General features: G+C 56.4%; 18 protein-coding genes. 15 read left to right on the forward strand and 3 right to left on the reverse strand.

The genetic code is table 11. The features are described 5' to 3' along the window. Nucleotides 1–4: 4 nt before the first annotated feature. A complete protein-coding gene (rplM, locus tag QEH54_RS14305) occupies nt 5–433 on the reverse strand; it encodes a 50S ribosomal protein L13 (protein WP_309019377.1) in 429 nt (142 codons plus the stop codon). A gap of 89 nt (nt 434–522) precedes the next feature. Further along, the gene (locus QEH54_RS14310) at nt 523–1,197 is read right to left on the reverse strand and encodes a hypothetical protein (protein ID WP_309019378.1); all 675 of its coding nucleotides are present in this window, start codon (nt 1,195–1,197) and stop codon (nt 523–525) included. Nucleotides 1,198–1,343: 146 nt separating this feature from the next. On the opposite strand from QEH54_RS14310, the gene QEH54_RS14315 reads away from it, so the two are divergent. From QEH54_RS14315 to QEH54_RS14380, 14 genes are all read left to right on the forward strand, one after another. Next, nucleotides 1,344–1,718, forward strand: a complete 375-nt coding sequence (locus QEH54_RS14315) for a DUF423 domain-containing protein (RefSeq protein ID WP_309019379.1) — start codon at nt 1,344–1,346, stop codon at nt 1,716–1,718. A 53-nt stretch (nt 1,719–1,771) separates the two neighbouring features. Then, nucleotides 1,772–3,211, forward strand: coding sequence for an HD domain-containing protein (locus QEH54_RS14320; protein ID WP_309019380.1), 1,440 nt, complete (start codon nt 1,772–1,774; stop codon nt 3,209–3,211). Nucleotides 3,212–3,228: 17 nt separating this feature from the next. Then, nucleotides 3,229–4,950 carry a polyamine aminopropyltransferase gene (locus tag QEH54_RS14325; RefSeq protein ID WP_309019381.1) on the forward strand — a complete coding sequence of 574 codons (1,722 nt, stop codon included), beginning with the start codon at nt 3,229–3,231 and terminating at the stop codon, nt 4,948–4,950. 47 nt (nt 4,951–4,997) lie between these two features. After that, a complete protein-coding gene (locus QEH54_RS14330; RefSeq protein ID WP_309019382.1) occupies nt 4,998–5,864 on the forward strand; it encodes a hypothetical protein in 867 nt (288 codons plus the stop codon). Nucleotides 5,865–5,888: 24 nt separating this feature from the next. After that, nucleotides 5,889–6,788 (forward strand): DUF350 domain-containing protein, encoded by a 900-nt coding sequence (locus QEH54_RS14335; RefSeq protein ID WP_309019383.1) that lies wholly within the window; start codon nt 5,889–5,891, stop codon nt 6,786–6,788. Between the two features lie 6 nt (nt 6,789–6,794). Then, nucleotides 6,795–7,604, forward strand: coding sequence for a hypothetical protein (locus QEH54_RS14340; RefSeq protein ID WP_309019384.1), 810 nt, complete (start codon nt 6,795–6,797; stop codon nt 7,602–7,604). Between the two features lie 31 nt (nt 7,605–7,635). Continuing rightward, nucleotides 7,636–8,733: an ion channel gene (locus QEH54_RS14345; protein ID WP_309019385.1), complete on the forward strand. Its 1,098-nt coding sequence runs from the start codon at nt 7,636–7,638 to the stop codon at nt 8,731–8,733. A 24-nt stretch (nt 8,734–8,757) separates the two neighbouring features. After that, nucleotides 8,758–9,168, forward strand: coding sequence for a hypothetical protein (locus QEH54_RS14350; RefSeq protein ID WP_309019386.1), 411 nt, complete (start codon nt 8,758–8,760; stop codon nt 9,166–9,168). Nucleotides 9,169–9,192: 24 nt separating this feature from the next. Continuing rightward, nucleotides 9,193–9,888, forward strand: coding sequence for a PspA/IM30 family protein (locus QEH54_RS14355; protein ID WP_309019387.1), 696 nt, complete (start codon nt 9,193–9,195; stop codon nt 9,886–9,888). Nucleotides 9,889–9,975: 87 nt separating this feature from the next. Next, complete coding sequence (speD, locus tag QEH54_RS14360; protein ID WP_309019388.1) at nt 9,976–10,386, forward strand: adenosylmethionine decarboxylase; 411 nt, start codon at nt 9,976–9,978, stop codon at nt 10,384–10,386. A gap of 36 nt (nt 10,387–10,422) precedes the next feature. Continuing rightward, nucleotides 10,423–11,769: an AAA family ATPase gene (locus tag QEH54_RS14365; RefSeq protein WP_309019389.1), complete on the forward strand. Its 1,347-nt coding sequence runs from the start codon at nt 10,423–10,425 to the stop codon at nt 11,767–11,769. A 318-nt stretch (nt 11,770–12,087) separates the two neighbouring features. Beyond that, complete coding sequence (locus QEH54_RS14370) at nt 12,088–12,384, forward strand: hypothetical protein (RefSeq protein ID WP_309019390.1); 297 nt, start codon at nt 12,088–12,090, stop codon at nt 12,382–12,384. Nucleotides 12,385–12,433: 49 nt separating this feature from the next. Next, complete coding sequence (locus tag QEH54_RS14375) at nt 12,434–13,546, forward strand: XRE family transcriptional regulator (protein ID WP_309019391.1); 1,113 nt, start codon at nt 12,434–12,436, stop codon at nt 13,544–13,546. 7 nt (nt 13,547–13,553) lie between these two features. Continuing rightward, complete coding sequence (locus QEH54_RS14380; protein WP_309019392.1) at nt 13,554–14,066, forward strand: hypothetical protein; 513 nt, start codon at nt 13,554–13,556, stop codon at nt 14,064–14,066. Nucleotides 14,067–14,176: 110 nt separating this feature from the next. Here the strand turns inward: QEH54_RS14380 and tal are convergent, their stop codons facing one another. Next, nucleotides 14,177–15,151, reverse strand: a complete 975-nt coding sequence (gene tal, locus QEH54_RS14385) for a transaldolase (protein ID WP_309019393.1) — start codon at nt 15,149–15,151, stop codon at nt 14,177–14,179. A gap of 139 nt (nt 15,152–15,290) precedes the next feature. On the opposite strand from tal, the gene QEH54_RS14390 reads away from it, so the two are divergent. Beyond that, nucleotides 15,291–16,013 carry a sugar isomerase domain-containing protein gene (locus QEH54_RS14390; protein ID WP_309019394.1) on the forward strand — a complete coding sequence of 241 codons (723 nt, stop codon included), beginning with the start codon at nt 15,291–15,293 and terminating at the stop codon, nt 16,011–16,013. The last annotated feature ends 35 nt before the right edge of the window (nt 16,014–16,048 follow it).

The following is a 16,048-nucleotide window of genomic DNA, read 5'->3' on the forward strand; positions in this document are numbered from 1 at the left end:
TAGGTTAGACGGAGAGAGCCTCTGGGTTTTGTGCTTCGTGTGGATGCTCTTCGCCAGCGTACACCTTGAGCTTGGTGAGCATCTTGCGAGCGAGACGGTTCTTCGGCAGCATGCCCTTGACGGCGTGCTTGACCACGAAATCCGGCTGGCGCTCCTGCATCTGCGCGACGCTCAGACGCTTTTCGCCGCCAACGTAACCGCTGTAGAACATGTACTGCTTCTGCTCCCCCTTCTTGCCGGTGAGGGCGATCTTGTCTGCGTTGATGACAACGACGAAGTCTCCCGTGTCCACGTGCGGAGTGTAGGTAGGCTTGTTACGACCGCGCAGGACGTTGGCGATCTTCACAGCGAGACGGCCAAGCACTTGATCCTTAGCGTCGATCACGTACCAGTTGCGTTGTACCGTTTCCTTTTTAGCGAGAAATGTTTTCATCGGATTTCGAGAAAAAGAGCAAAACTCCTAGCCTTCGCGGAGGCCTTGTCAATGGTTTACTTGGTTATTTTTGGGAAAGCGCAGCCTCGCTAGAAGCCGTAGCTCAAGGATACGCTTCCATAGAGATGCTCATCTGGAATTCCCAGACCGATGTCGTTGTCCGCGTAATGCACTCCGAGTTCAAGCCTCATCTGATCGCCCACCTCGATCGGATAGATCAAGTCCACCCCGTAATAGGTGTAGTCGATCTGATCCCGAGTCTCGATGCGACCGAGATAGAGCTTCACCTCGCCCGGAAACCCATCCAGCGGCAAAGCCACCCCGCTAGAAAGCTCTAGCGTGAAGGCCTCCAGATCGAAATCGTAGTAGGCGTAGAGCGAAGGGGAAAAGGTGCCGAGCTCGGCGTTCACTCCCAGATAGGTCTCGAAACTGCTATCGCTGTCCTCGTAGGCGTAGAAGGTCGCGCCGGCATCCCAGAAGACCCGATCTCCTGCAGCCCAGCCCTTTCCCAGGTAAAAATCGTACTCGTTCTCGAAGCGGTCCGGAGCCGACCGGTTCTCCAGCGGCAAGGCCGCGAAAAAGCCCGCATACCAGTCCGAGGCAGCCCATTCGATGGAGGGATGAAGCGTGAAGTCGCCTAGCTGGAAACCGCGGTCCTGATAGAGACTGGTCACTTTCAGTTCGGAGAAAACACTGCTTTCCTGGGAAATCGCCCGCAGAGGCAAGGCAAGAAGCGCCATGAGGAGGGTTGCGCGTAGCATCATCTGAGTCAGTCTTTCGTTCTATTAATAGCTCGCCCCAGAGGCGGAGCGAACCATTCCGTTTACGCATTATAATTTTGGACGTTACAAGTTTTTATTTTGATTATTCAAAATCATAGCCAATTCCAGTCGCAACCCCATTCTGCCTGATGAACCGTCTCACCCTCGTCTGTTTGATCGCCGCGCTTGGCATTGTCCTCGGGGCCTTCGGAGCCCACGCGCTGAAAGACCTCCTCGCGGAAAACGGGAGCGCCGAATCCTGGAGAACCGCGGTACTGTACCATCTTATTCATGCCGTCGCCTTGCTGGCGGTAGTTTCCCGAGGCAGCTCTCTCCGCGCCAAGTGGAGCGTGCCGCTGTGGGTTTTAGGCATTTTGCTTTTCTCCGGTTCCATCTACGGGCTTGCGCTCACCGGCTGGAAACTGCTGGGTCCGATCACGCCGCTCGGCGGTCTCGCCTTCATCGCGGGCTGGATCTTGCTGGCCATCGAGAACCGAGGCATTCAGGAATCGAAATCCGAGTAACCGTTTGCCCTCGCGGGGGTAAGGCTTCCGAGAAGCCGCCTCCTCTCTCTCCCATGCCTGTCGAACCTAAACGCCAGCCCCTAGCTCTCGAGCTTCCGCGACCGCTGGAAAGCGCCATCGAAACCCTGCGAAATGCGGGAGGACGCTGTCGCATCGTGGGCGGTTCCGTGCGGGACGCCTTGCTGGGCCTGATTCCCAAGGACTTCGACGTCGAGGTCTACGGCCTCGATCTAGACGCCATCTCGGAAAAGCTGTCCCAAATCGGGAAGACCGATCTGGTGGGCAAGTCCTTCGCGGTGGTGAAGCTGTGGACACGGGGCGAGGAGTACGATTTCGCCATACCGCGCCGCGAATCCAAAAGCGGGACGGGCCATCGAGGGTTCGCCATCGAAGCGGACGCCCGAATGAGCGAGTTCGACGCCCTGCAGCGACGCGATTTCACTATCAACGCCCTGCTCTACGATCCGGCCAGCAAGCAAGCGCTCGACTACTGCGGCGGTCTCGACGACCTGAAAAACCGCATCCTTCGCCATGTCAGCCCCGCCTTCAGCGAAGACCCGCTTCGCGTGCTGCGCGGCATGCAGTTCGCAGGGCGTTTTCGCATGAGTCTCCATCCGGAAACCGCAGCCCTCTGCCGCGCCATCCGCAACGAGTTCCACAGTCTCTCCAAGGAGCGGGTCTGGGGCGAATGGGAAAAATGGGCCAGCCGCTCCACCTCCCTCTCCCACGGCCTGCGAGCTCTGCAGGACAGCGGCTGGCTGCCGCACTTCCCGGAGCTCAACGCGCTGGTCGGGCTGCCGCAGGACCCTGCATGGCATCCTGAAGGCGACGTTTGGGCTCACACCTGCTGCTGCCTGGACGCTTTGATCCAGCACACCGATTGGGCTTCGCTTCCCCCCACCAAACGAGCCCTGCTGGCCTTCGGCACGCTTTGCCACGACCTCGGCAAGGCTCGCAGCACTCGGTGGGCCCTCAAGCGCGGCGCCAAGCATTGGATCAGCCCGGGCCACGACACGAACAGCGTCTGGCTTGCCCAGCAGTTCTTCGACCGCATGCGAGCCCCGCATCTGATCCGCGACAAGGTCATGCGACTGGTCGGCAATCACCACTTTCTCAATACCGTACCGGAGGGCGGTCACAGCGACGCCAGTTTGCGTCGCCTTTCCAAGCGCCTCGCCCCCGCGACGAGCGAAGAGCTGCACTATGTGATGGTGTCGGATCATCGAGGACGCCCGCCTTTCGTTTCCAAAGCCCAAGACAAGCGTCTCGCCCAGTTCAAACAGCGTATCCAAGAACTGGATCTCAAGGAATCCGCCCCCAAGCCCCTCCTGCAAGGCCGCGACCTCATCGCCCGCGGATTCAAACCCAATCCGGATTTCAAATCGCTTCTCGAGTCGGCATACGAAGCCCAGCTCGACGGCGCCTTCTCCTCACACGCCCAGGCTCAAGCCTGGTTTGACGACTTCCTGCAAAGCCGCGACCGCGCGAACTGATCGCTCTCCCTTCCGAAATGGACTCCGTTTCCCATTCCTCGCTACCTATCGAATCGAAGCTCGGCTCCTCTTCTCGCAGCCTACAGACCTGGGCCATCGCCATCGTCATGTTCATCATGGGCGGCTGCGGCATGGCCTACGAATACACGCTGAGCAAGATCGCCTCCGACATATTGGGAAACTCCGTGCAGCAGTGGGCCATCGTCATCGCGGTGATGCTGTTTTGCATGGGCCTCGGAGCGGAGATCCAGAAACACATCCCAGATCGCAAGGTCGTGGATACGCTGGCCTATAGCCAGATCGCACTGGCCCTGCTGGGCGGCTTCAGCTCGCTGCTGATGCTGCACGTCTTCAGCGCCTTGCCGTCCCACTTCGTGCTCACGCAATACCTTCTGGTCAGCGCCATCGGCATCCTGATCGGCTTCGAGATCCCCTTGCTCACCCGAATCAACGAGCAGTTTTCCAGCGATGTTAAGAGCAACCTCGCCCGTATCCTGAAAATGGATTACATCGGAGCCCTCATCGGAGCCCTCATCTGGGTCTTCTTCCTCTTCCGCACCTTCTCCATGGTGCAGACCGGACTCATCCTGTCGCTCACCACCTTGCTCGCCTGCCTGCTTTTCGTAGCGGCGTTTCGAGACCGGGTCCAAAAAGCCAGCAGACTGTACGTTTGCCTTTTGCTCGCAGCAGCAGCCATCGGCATCGGCTTCGCGTTCGAAAAGGACTGGACCGCCACCGCGGAGCAACGCCTCTACCGCGACCGTATCATCTTTTCCACGACCACCAAGTACCAGCACATCGTGCTCACGGAAAATCGTGCCGGCGTCATGTCCTGCTTCATCAACGGCCACTTGCAGTTCAACGGCTACGACGAGCACATCTACCACGAGCACCTGGTCCACCCCGCCATGTCGATCGCCCCTCGGCGCGACAGGGTGTTGATTTTGGGCGGAGGCGATGGATTGGCTTTGCGCGAGGTCTTGAAATACGACGACGTGGGCCAGGTCACCTTGGTGGACTTGGACCCAGTGATGACGGAACTGGCTCGCGACAATGAGCATTTTCTAAAACTCAACCACGGCAGCCTGCGCTCCTCCAAAGTATCCACCATCGCCAATACAGCCTTCCAAACCGACGCATCGCTGCAGATCCAACGCATCGCCCAATCCGGAGGCATCGACCAGAACCAGACCCTCAACCTGCCGCCAGTCCAAGTCATCAACGTCGACGCAGCGGAGTTCGTGGCCCAAGCGCCCGGGCTCTACGATGTGATCATCATCGACTTCCCCGATCCCAATTCCGTGGAGCTGGCCAAGCTCTACAGCCAGCACTTCTACGGCTTCCTTCGACAAAAGCTTAGCGCCGACGGCATATTCGCCCAGCAGTCGACCAGCCCCTACCACGCGAAAGAAGCATTCCTGTGCATCGGTCGCACCATGCAGTCTGCGGGACTGGCTGTCGCGCCCTATCACGACAACGTTCCCTCCTTCGGCGAGTGGGGATGGTGGATCGGCGGACGAGACAGCCACCAGAGCGCGGACGGCATACGCCAGCGCTTGCGATCAATCCCCTCCTTGACTGCCCCCACCCGCTACCTTACACCCGAAATCGTCGAGGCCTCCCTCGTCTTCGCGAAAAACCAACTCCATACCGACCGAACCGAGGTGAATACCATCACCAACCCCTGCATCTACACCTTCTATCTAGACGCCTGGAAGGAAACGCGCGGCATCCTCTAATGCCTAGTCGATATGAACCTTCGAAGCCTTAACCTCTCGCAGCGCCCATGAGCTCTCTCCTCAAAATCGGACTCGGCATCTTCGCCTTCCTCTTCCTGCTCTCGTTCTATTCGAGCTGCTCGAATCGCATTCGCTACAACGACACCTACCAGGTCACCGTGCAGCAAACCAACATCCAAGACGCCGCGAGCGGGCTGGACCTGCAAGCGGTCGGAGAAATGGTCAAACGAGCCAGCACCGGAGCGGAATTCGAGCGGCTGCTCAACGACCCCGCAGTAGCTGTCAACAACCTCGACCTCGACGAGGACGGCCTGGTGGACTACATAAAGGTCACCGAATACGGCGAAGGCGACGTCAAAGGCTTCTCTCTCACCGTCGACCTTGGCGAAAACCAAACCCAGGAGGTCGCCACTATCGAGATCGAAAAGACCTCTGACGGACAGGCGAACATACAGACCCACGGAAACCCACACCTGTATGGCCAAAGCCACTACTACCACAGCCGCACCTCTCTCACCGATCTCCTTATCCTAGGGTGGCTCTTCAGCGGAAACCGTCCCTACTACAGCTCGCCTTGGGGCTACAACAACTACCCGAACGACTATCGTCGCTGGACTCCAATGGGTGGATACAACTATCAGCGTCGAGCGGACAGCTATCGATCAGGCTCCAGCTGGTCGCAAGCGAACTCCTCCACGCTCAGCAAGACCCCCACCTCTCCCAACGCCACCAAGAACGCGACCAACATCAAAGCGCCGCTGAGAAACCCGACGGCCTCCCAAAAAAGCTTTCAAGCCCGCAATCCCTCCAAGCAGATCCGCAGCGGCGGCTTCGGCAAATCCAGCGCCACCCAATCCTCCTCGCCTAGCTTTCGCAGCAGCAGCTCCTCCAGCTTCCGCAGCGGCGGCAAATAACCCCTTTTCGGAAAGAGAAACAAGATGGAATCACTCAACGAATTGTTCGGCACCGAAGAGGTTTTCTCCCTCATCGACCCCCTCGCCATCGTCTTCCTCGGCATCTCGATCGTCATCCTGTGGATCGGCAAGTGGGTCAACGACCTCTGCACCCCCTACCAGCTCTCCCAAGAACTGACGCAAAAGGACAACAAAGCGATCGCCGTATCCTTTTCTGGATACATCCTTGGCATCGGCATCATTCTTTGGGGCGTGCTTCGCCAAGACGTTTCCGCTCAGGCGGTCAATCCAAATACCAACATCCTGCTACGCGACCTCGGCGGCACCGTCCTTTGGTCGCTCTTCGGCATCGCCCTGCTGCAAGTGGCCCGCGTGGCGAACGACAAGCTGCTGCTGCGTCGCTTCAGCAACACCAAGGAGCTCGTGGAAGACCAGAACATCGGCACCGGCGCCGTGCAGGCCGGCTCCTACATCGGATCGGCCTTCATGATCAAAGCCGCCACCTACGGCGAATCCTCCGGCAGCCTGCTTGCGGACATCCTCCTCACCCTGATCTATTTCGTGGTGGCTCAAGCGGCCTTCATCCTCTTCGCGATGGTCTACCAAAAGATCAGCGCCTACGATCTGCACGACGAAATCGAGCGCGACAACGCCGCGGCGGGCGTCGGCTTCGGAATCACCCTCGCCGCGATCGGCATGCTGCTCTCCAGCTATATCGTATCCAGCGATTCCCTACTGGGTCTCGCGGTCTGGTTCGTGATCTGCGTTTTTCTCCTCTCCGTCTGCCGTTTCGCCATCGATCGCTTCATCCTTCCGGGATCCTTGCTGGATGACGAAATCTCAAAGGACCGCAATTGGGGAGCCGCCTTGATCGAGGGCGCTTCCGCCATCGGCCTGGCCTTGATTCTCGGCGCCTTGTTCTAGTTTCCCATGTCGGAAAAAACCAACTACACCGTTAGCGAGACCCAGAAGCAGCAGTTCGCTGCCATCTATCTACTGGAGTACATGATCAACGCTCCCAAGGTTTTCCAGCTCATGCTGGAGCGGGAGGAGGAAGATCTGGAGCCCATCCTGGAATGGCTGCTGACGCGGGACTTCATTCAAATCAAGGATCAGGAAAAGTACGCGCCGACGGAGAAAGGACGCGACGCTCTGCAGCGTTTCATGCGCCGCTACACCGATTTCCTGACCTTCTTCGACGTCTTCTGCGCCGTCGATCTTCAGGAAGGGACCTTCGCTTTCGCCAGCTACTTCGACTTCGACAACAAGCTGGAATGGCAACGTTTTCTCAATGACGAGCGCTGGGAAGATTTGCGAGTGGCCGTGGCCGCCTACAAAGGCATCGATCCGGTGGAGATCGTTTTCATGAGCTTCCTCAGCGAAAACCGGTTCGGCCGCAACGAGACGGGATGGCAGTTCGACCTGCTGCTGGGCAGCGTCTGGGACGAGATCCTGGAAATCTGCAAAACCGCCGTATCCGCCGAGCAGCTTGGATGGGAGGACGATGATGGTTTCGTCCCGGGCGAGTCCGTAATCAAAGATGTCATCGAGCAAGGTCTCGCTCTGATTGAGCAACTCCACATTCACGAGACCGCGCCCCACCGGAACATCGAACACCAAAGCCAAGATTCGCCAAGCGAAGCCACGGTCCAGAAAGTTGACTTGCTGGCCCAGCGATCCAACCGCTTCGACGCCACGCCAGAACCACCCGACGAATGGCAGGAACCTTGGTCCCTGTAGGCGGTTATTCGATACATTTCAACGAATCAGGATGCTCTTTCAGATAATCAGACGAATCATCAACAGGGGGGACGAAACCACAATCCGTCTCACTAAGGTTCTTTTGGTGGCGTTGGGGCTAAACCTGTTTTTCGGAACTGGATACTATCTCGCCGAGCGCAGCTATCAGGAGGGACTCGGCTACCTCGACTCTCTCTGGTGGGCCATGGTCACCATGACCACCGTCGGCTACGGCGACTATTTTCCTCAAAGCTTCGTCGGTCGTTTCGTCATCGCCTACCCGTGTTTTCTGGTAGGAATCGGACTGCTTGGCTACCTGCTTGCCACCATCACCGAAGCAGTGCTCGAACGCGTATCCAAAAAACGGAAAGGCGCCATGAAAATCAAAGACTCCAATCACATCATCATCTGCAATTTTCCGAGTCTGGACAAAGTCCTGCAAATCCTCGACGAACTGCAGGGAAATCCAAGCTACGCCAATAAAAAGGTCGTCATCGTCACCGAATCCATCGACGAGCTCCCGGCGGCTTTGCTCAAACGAGGCGTCCTCTTCGTGAAAGGCCTACCGACTTCCGAAGAAGTCCTCTACCAAGCGAACGTCACGGAATCCGACGGCGTATTCATTCTTCCAGCACACCCAGGCGACGCCTCGTCAGATGCGTTGACTTACGCTATCGGCTCCATCGTGGAGATGATCGAGACAGAGACCGGCAAACCCATCAAAACCGTGGTGGAGCTAGTCAGCTCGCGCAACCTGAAGATGATGCAGCGCGCCCAGACCGATGGCATCATCCTATCCGATGGGATCAACGAGCGCATGATCGTGCAGGAGTTCTTCTATCCGGGCATTCGCAAGACCTTCGAGCAGCTCATCACCTGCCGCGAAGGCAGCCAATTCTACACCCACGCCACTCGCTTCGTGGGAAAGCGTTTTATGGACCTGCAGATGGCGTTTATCCAGCATCCGGTCAACCTGCAGCTCATTGGACTCATCAAGGGCGACCAGCATGTGCTCAATCCGAACAAGCGAACCATCGTGGAAAAGGGGGATCGGCTGATCATCCTTGCTGACAAACCCGAAGACTTTCTTTCAATCGAAAACGACATCGAGCCCCAGCTGTCAGCCTGAGGCGTCCAACCTAACCCATCCCAGATGAACGAAGTGATAGTAAAAATAGAAAAACAAGAGGAGTTCTCCCGCTTCCTCACCCTCCACGGATTCCAGGTCGAGGAACTGGACAACCAAGTGTATCAAGTAACCCGTGACGGGGAGCTTCCGGTCTTCGTTAAGATCTCCGAAACCAGCATCTACTTCGAGGTGGACCTTGGCAACCTGAACGCCTTCGGCTCCTCCGATCTTCACTTCAAACTGCTCGATCTGAACACGGAAATCCTTCCCGTCAGCTTCGGCATCAACAACACCAACCCCGAGGACCCGCGCCTGGTACTGGTGGAAAGCCGAGAAACCGGCAGCCTCAACGACCACGAGATACTGAGCGTGTTCGACGCTCTGGAACTCGCCACCGACCGGGCCGAAGTCCTGCTCACACAACACATCGCCTAAGCCCCCTCAACCGAAGGATATCAAATGAGCATTTTCTCACGCATTTTCAAGGTAGGCGAAGCCGCCGCAAACAAGGTTGTCGACAAGATGGAGAAGCCCGAGCTCATGCTCGAGCAGGCCATCCGCGACAAGGAGAAGCAGATCATGGAAGCCAAGAAGTCCGTGCAGGGCTGCATCGCGACCGAACGCCAGACCAAGGCCCTGCTGGAAAAGGAAAAGGCCGACAAGTTCACCTGGGAGCAGAAGGCGGAAATGGCCCTCAAGGCCGGCAAGGAAGACCTCGCCGTGCGGGCCCTGCAGCGAGCCACCGAGCACGAGCAGAAAATGACCAGCTTGGAAACGCAGTGGCAGAGCCAACGCGCCTCGGTCGACGAGCTTAAGAAGGAAATCATCAAGATGGGCGACGAGCTGGCCGAGTTCAAACGAAACAAGGACTTCATCATCGCCCAAAGCAAAGCGGCTCAAGTCAAGAAGGACATCTACGAAGCCAAGGCCCGCATCTCCAAGAACAACAAGGCCGACGACCTCATGGCTCGCATGAAAGCCAAGGCGGAACGCCAGTCCTACGAAGCGGACGCGGCCAAGGAACTCTCCGAAGTTTCCGGCGGATCAGGCGACACTCTGGACAGGGAGTTCGAAGAGCTGGGTAGCGGCGGCGCCTCCTCGCCCGCAGTCAACGACAAGCTGGCCGCCTTGAAAGCGAAATTAGGCAACGCCTAGCAGAATCCTGAGTCTGTAGGTCGCCGCGCCGAGGCGACAAAACATTGCAAGTCAGGCGGGTCACCGCCCCGCCCTACAACCAAACTGGTGAAGCTTACCAATACAGCCGAAAATCAAACGAGTCTTTCGAATGCCGAGGGCCGTTCTACCGCCCTCGGCACTCACATCTTGCTAGAGCTCGAGAACTGCCCGGACGAGCTCTTGCTTGATGCCGAGAAGCTGGAGGAAACGCTCGTCGCCGCCGCGACCGATGCGGGCGCTCACGTGGTTAAGAGCGTCTTTCACCAATTCAATCCCCATGGGCTTTCCGGAGTCGTGGTCATCGCGGAAAGCCACATAGCCGTCCATACCTGGCCCGAATACGCGTACGCGGCCATCGACATATTCACCTGTGGCGATGCCGTCATTGCTCAGCGGATACAAAACCAAATCGCCTCGTCCTTCGCTCCCGCGAGCGTATCGTCTCAGCTCGTCGAACGCGGTCCCCATAGCGGCTGACCTGAGCAGCAGCGCGCCAAGCCTTCCTCCAAACCGATGGACACCATTCGAGCAGCAGCGCGAAGCTGCCTCAAGGACTTCTCTGCCACCAAGCGGGAGCTCATGTCGAAGCATTCCTGCTCCGATTTCGAAATCGATTTCGAGCTGCGCTTCGCCCTCTTTCTCGCCAGCCTCATCGATGGGGAAAGGAACGCCTCCGAACGCATCTTCCTGCAAACGGCAAGCGCCACCCTCGGTTGGTCGGAAATGTACGACTCGCTGCTGACGTCCCGTATCGAAAGCTTGCCGACCTACGAGCTCGATCAGCTGCGCATCGCCCGCGAGCGCCCCTCGCTCGCCAAAGAGGTCTTTCGCGCCGCCTTCGCCCTTTGCTTGTGCGACAGCGACCTCACCGCCGACGAGCGCATTTTTCTCTCCAACCTCTCCCAAGCGCTTTTTCCAAAAAACAACGCCCTCGCTGCTCAGCTGGAAGCGCAAGCTCGCGAATTGCTGTCCAGAAAGGGTCCGCCTCTGATCGAATCTCCCGTCGAACAAGCCCAAGTCGCTCCTCAGGAGGACGTCGACGATTCGGCGACGCTCGAAGATGAGCTGCAAACGCTCGACGAGCTGATCGGTCTGGCTCAGGTGAAACAAGAAATCCAAGGGCTCGCCCGCTTCCTGGAAATCCAAAAACAGCGACTGGAACACAACCTGAAAGCCACCCCGCTTTCGCTCCATTTGGTTTTCTCAGGCAACCCAGGCACGGGCAAAACCACCGTGGCCCGCATCCTGGCTCGCATCTTCAAGAAACTGGGAGTCCTGCAGAAAGGCCATCTCATCGAAACCGATCGCATGGGTCTGGTGGGCCAGTACGTCGGCCACACCGCCAAGAAAACCTCTGAGGTCGTGGAGAGCGCCCTCGATGGCGTGCTCTTCATCGACGAAGCCTACAGCCTTTTAAGCGGTGGCGAAGGCGACTTCGGTAGTGAAGCGATCGATACGCTGGTCAAACGCATGGAGGACTATCGCGACCGCCTGATCGTCATCGTGGCGGGCTATCCCGCCAACATGGAGGAATTCATTCAGACCAATCCCGGACTGCGATCACGCTTCAGCAAAACCATCCTCTTCGAAGACTACCAAAGCGAGGAGCTCCTGAAAATCTTCCAAATCTTCTGCGCCAAGAATCAGTACGAGCTCTCCGAAAAGGCCAAGGAAAAGCTGACTCAACTTTTTGAATACATCCTCGCCCAACCCCGCAACGACTTCGGGAACGGCCGCTACGCGCGAAACTTGTTCGAACAAGTCATCCGCAACCAAGCCTTGCGCCTGAGCCAAATCGAAGGCGACCTCGATAAATCCGCCCTAATCACCATCGAAGCCGACGACATCGTATTCCCGTAAAGTAGGGAATACGTTTATGCTATCAGCTGGTTTTTGCGAAACCGGCAGGCAGTTAACAAGTCGATCTCCACAAGAAGGCGCGAAGAATAAGCATTTCCTAAACCAGGCTTCTATAGCTGGTCACAGCGCATTGGTTTTCGTGCCTCTTCGTGGCGAGAACCAATCATCGATTCAGATCGAACGAGGCTGATTCCAAACAACAGCGACTCTGCCTTGCGCTTCCACGTCCTCGCCAGCCGCATGCAAAAGGGGTTAACCACTTTTCTTCTGGCAAGGATACGGATAGATCCCTAGTAGTTCCTGCGATTCCTCCTCTCCATGCCCACCCGATTCCTGCAACAGCTGGTCGACAACCCCGACCGCGGCCCCGGACGCGTCTTCGCTTGGTTCATCCAGATCGTTATCATAGTTTCGATACTCGATTTCACCATCGAAACCATGCCCAGCATCTCGCCCACGCTTCGCTCTAGCCTGTGGCTGGTCGAAGTCGTCTCCATCGCCATCTTCACCGTAGAGTTTCTGCTGCGAGTCTGCTTTTCGAAAAAAGGCATACGCTACGCATCAATTTCGTTTCCAAACAAGTTCTCCTACGAAACATCGATAAGTCTTGCATAATTGACTTTTGCAAGATTTAGGCAGATGTTTCCTCAACCCGGAGCTAGCTATGGACTCACTCTCTCGACTCATCGGCGAACGCGTAAAACTCGCTCGGCAGGAGGCGAAACTCTCGCAAGAAAAGCTTTCGCACACCCTCGATTTCAAGGACCGGCAAACCTTGTCCACCATCGAAAATGGCCAACGCCGCGTCAGCGCGGAGGAACTCGTTCAATTCTCCGAAGCTCTTCGCAAACCTTTGGACTATTTCACAGATCCCTACCTGGTCGCGGGCGAGAAAGCCTTCTCCTATAGGTCGCTAAATGCGTCCGAAACGGAGATCGCAGACTTCGAGTATCTGGCCGGCTCTTACATCGCCACCCACCGTCGTTTCCAGGAACTGCTCGAACAAACGGCAAGCCCCGCACAAGCGAAGATTTCTTCGATCGGAGAGAAGACCCCTCTCGATTTCGCGACATACCAAGGCGAACGCTGTGCCGCTGCATGGGATCTAGGAGACGTACCCACAAAAAGACTACGCGAGGCGGTCACACAAGAACTTGGAATTCAAGTTTTATACGTCGACGCGCCTGCCTCAATATCTGGAGCTGCCTGTCGTTTAGACGATGGAGCTTATATTCTGATTAATCGAAACGAGCCCAATACTCGACAGAACTTTGATATTGGACACGAACTGTTTCACTTGCTCACTTGGGACAAGCTCCCCCCGGCGCGTCTCGATCTCGTTATCGATGAATCAGAGATCAAGAAAAAGCGCCCCGCTGCTGAGAAGCTCGCTGACGCATTCACAGCTGGACTACTTATGCCCTCCGAAACAATGAGACAGATTTGGGCAAGACGTGGCGACCAAGACCATGAAGAGTGGATCACCCAAACAGCAGACCAGCTTGGTGTTTCGCCCATGGCTGTCTATTGGAGAATGGTCAATCTTCGCGTCTTCAAGAAAACCCGCGAAGCACAGCAGGCCGCTGCAGCCCTTCGCGGAAAAAGTGTGGAAGCCCGTCCACAACTTTTCAGTCCAGAGTTCGTAGGAGATCTGTACAAAGTGTTGGAGCGTGGGGCCATCACAGTGCGAAAGGCGCTCAAGCTTCTCGACATTGATCAGGAGGAACTCGAAGATCTTTTCGCTTCCTACAAACTAAAGCCACCATTCGAGCTGTAGTTACCTAGTGAATCCTCCGACTCGAAACAGTATCATACTTGTTGATACAAATGCTATCGCCGCTGCTCACAAACTCAACTGCTGGAATGCCCTCAAGCGAAGCTACAAACTACATACAGTAGAGCTCTGCATAGAAGAGGCCACACGACCAAACAGACAAGGACGCCGTCTTGTCGATCGAGATCCCGATCAGCTAAAAAGTGACTTTGCGAAAGTCGTCATGGTGGATAAGAAATCCCAAGCTGAACTGATGCTTGCAGTGGGAAACCGCAACGATGTCGATGAGGGAGAACGCGATCTTCTGGCCTACGCCAAATCTCTTTCAGGAAATGTCTGGTGGCTCTGCGGGCCCGACAATGGCACGGTTCATGCCATGAGGATCTTAAGACTTTTCGAACGGATGGTTTCTCTCGAGGCCATTGCCCAAGGTTGCGGACATCGCTTCAAATCCCTGCCACAAAACTATTCCGAAGAATGGCTAGCGAACCACCGACGAGCATTCCTCTTCGATGACCTGTGACCAGCTTCTGAATTGAGTTAGCTGTTCTCAAAGAAGAGTCATTTCCGAAAAGCCGCAAAAAAGGCGCCCGATGCTAATCGGGCGCCTTTCGAAAAAAAGTATCGAAAAACCTAGGACAGCTTGGACTCGATCAGTTCTTCGAGCTTGACGATGTCCTTGGCGAAGTTGCGGATGCCTTCGGCGGTCTTTTCCGTGGCCATGGCGTCTTCGTTGAACATCCAGCGGAAGGTGTTCTCATCCATGGCGATCTTCTCGATATCCTGCTCCTGAGCGATCTCAGGGCTGAGCTTGCGCTCGACCTTGCCGGATCCGTTCTTGAGCTCTTCCAGAAGATTTGGAGAGATCGTAAGGAGGTCGCATCCAGCGAGTTCTAGGATTTCGCCCGCGTTGCGGAAGCTCGCTCCCATAACCTCGGTTTTGTATCCAAACTTCTTGTAATAGTTGTAGATGGCTTGTACGGAAAGCACGCCTGGATCTTCCGGCGCTTCGTAGGTCTTGCCTTCCTTCGCCTTGTACCAATCCATGATACGGCCGACGAAGGGGGAAATTAGCGTGACCTTGGATTCGGCGCAATGAACGGCTTGAGCCATGGAGAATAGGAGTGTAAGGTTGCAGTGGATACCTTCCTTTTCGAGCTCAGCTGCCGCGTTGATGCCTTCCCAGGTCGAGGCGATCTTAATGAGAATGCGGTCACGGGAAACGCCCTTCTTTTCGTAGAGGGCGATGATTTCACGAGCCTTCGCGATGGAACCTTCAGTGTCGAAGGAAAGACGGGCGTCGACCTCGGTGGAAACGCGGCCCGGCACGATATTCAAAATTTCGATACCGAAACGAACCAGCAGTTCGTCGATGATGGCGTCGACGCGCTTCGCCTTGGGCTTGCTCGAATCATCCGCTTCCTTGATGGCGGCATCGACGATGGAGGCGTATTCATCCTTTCCAGCAGCCTTCAAGATGAGGGTCGGATTGGTGGTCGCGTCGCGAGGTTCGAACTCCTTGATGGATTGGAAATCGCCAGTGTCGGCAACGACCGTGGTGAATTCCTTAAGCTGATCCAGTTGAGTGAGGGTTGATACTTCTGTCATAATGTTTTGTTTAAGCGTTAAGTGCGGCTTACAGTTTTTAGGTGCGCTTTATAGCAGTGAAAGCCTTAGCCGGTCGAACGTTATTCCCCTTGTTTCCCCTTTGTTTCCCGAACAGTCTTCACAGCCAAAAGTTTCATTCATGCTTAAGGAAAACTATTTTAAGACTACGCAGGTCCTGCTCGAACGCGTCTACCTTCACAACCAGTCAACGATCGAAACGCTCGGTCCATTGATGGCAAAATCTGTCGCCGAAGGGGGCGTGATCCACACCTTCGGCAGCGGACATTCGGAAATCATTGGCCGCGAGATGGTTGGACGAGCTGGCGGTCTGGTCTGCGTAAGCGCCATTCTGGATATGACTGGCGGATTCATTGAAAATCTGGAGGGCTACGGCACCCAGCTGGCTGCCCGCTACGACAGAAACCACGGGCTCAAGGCAGGCGAGTTTCTCATCGCGATCTCCAATTCGGGAAAGAACTGCTCGCCCATCGAAGTCGCCCGCTACGCTCATGAAAAGGGCTTGAAAGTCATCGCCCTCACATCGGTGGGCATGGCTCAGCAAGTGAAGACCACTCATTCGGAAGGCAAGAAGCTGCACGAAATCGCCGACTTCGTTTTGGACAACTGCGGATCCATGGGAGACGCCATCGTGGAACTGCCGGAGAAAGGCAAGTTCGCCGGCCCGACTTCGACCATGGCTGGAGCCCTGCTGATCAATTTGCTGCAGATGGAGATTCTGCAGCATCTCGACGCGATGGGCGTGGAGGCTCCGCTGCTGCGCAGCCAAAACACCGAGGGAGCCATGGAAGCGAATCGGGCTCTGGCTCGCAGCTACCAAGGACGACTCAGCAAGCCCCTCTAAGCGCCAGGCAAGCGTCGCGACTCGCGCTTGCGGCG

This window comes from Pelagicoccus sp. SDUM812003 (genome assembly GCF_031127815.1).
In the GTDB taxonomy this organism is placed as follows: Bacteria; Verrucomicrobiota; Verrucomicrobiia; order Opitutales; family Opitutaceae; genus Pelagicoccus.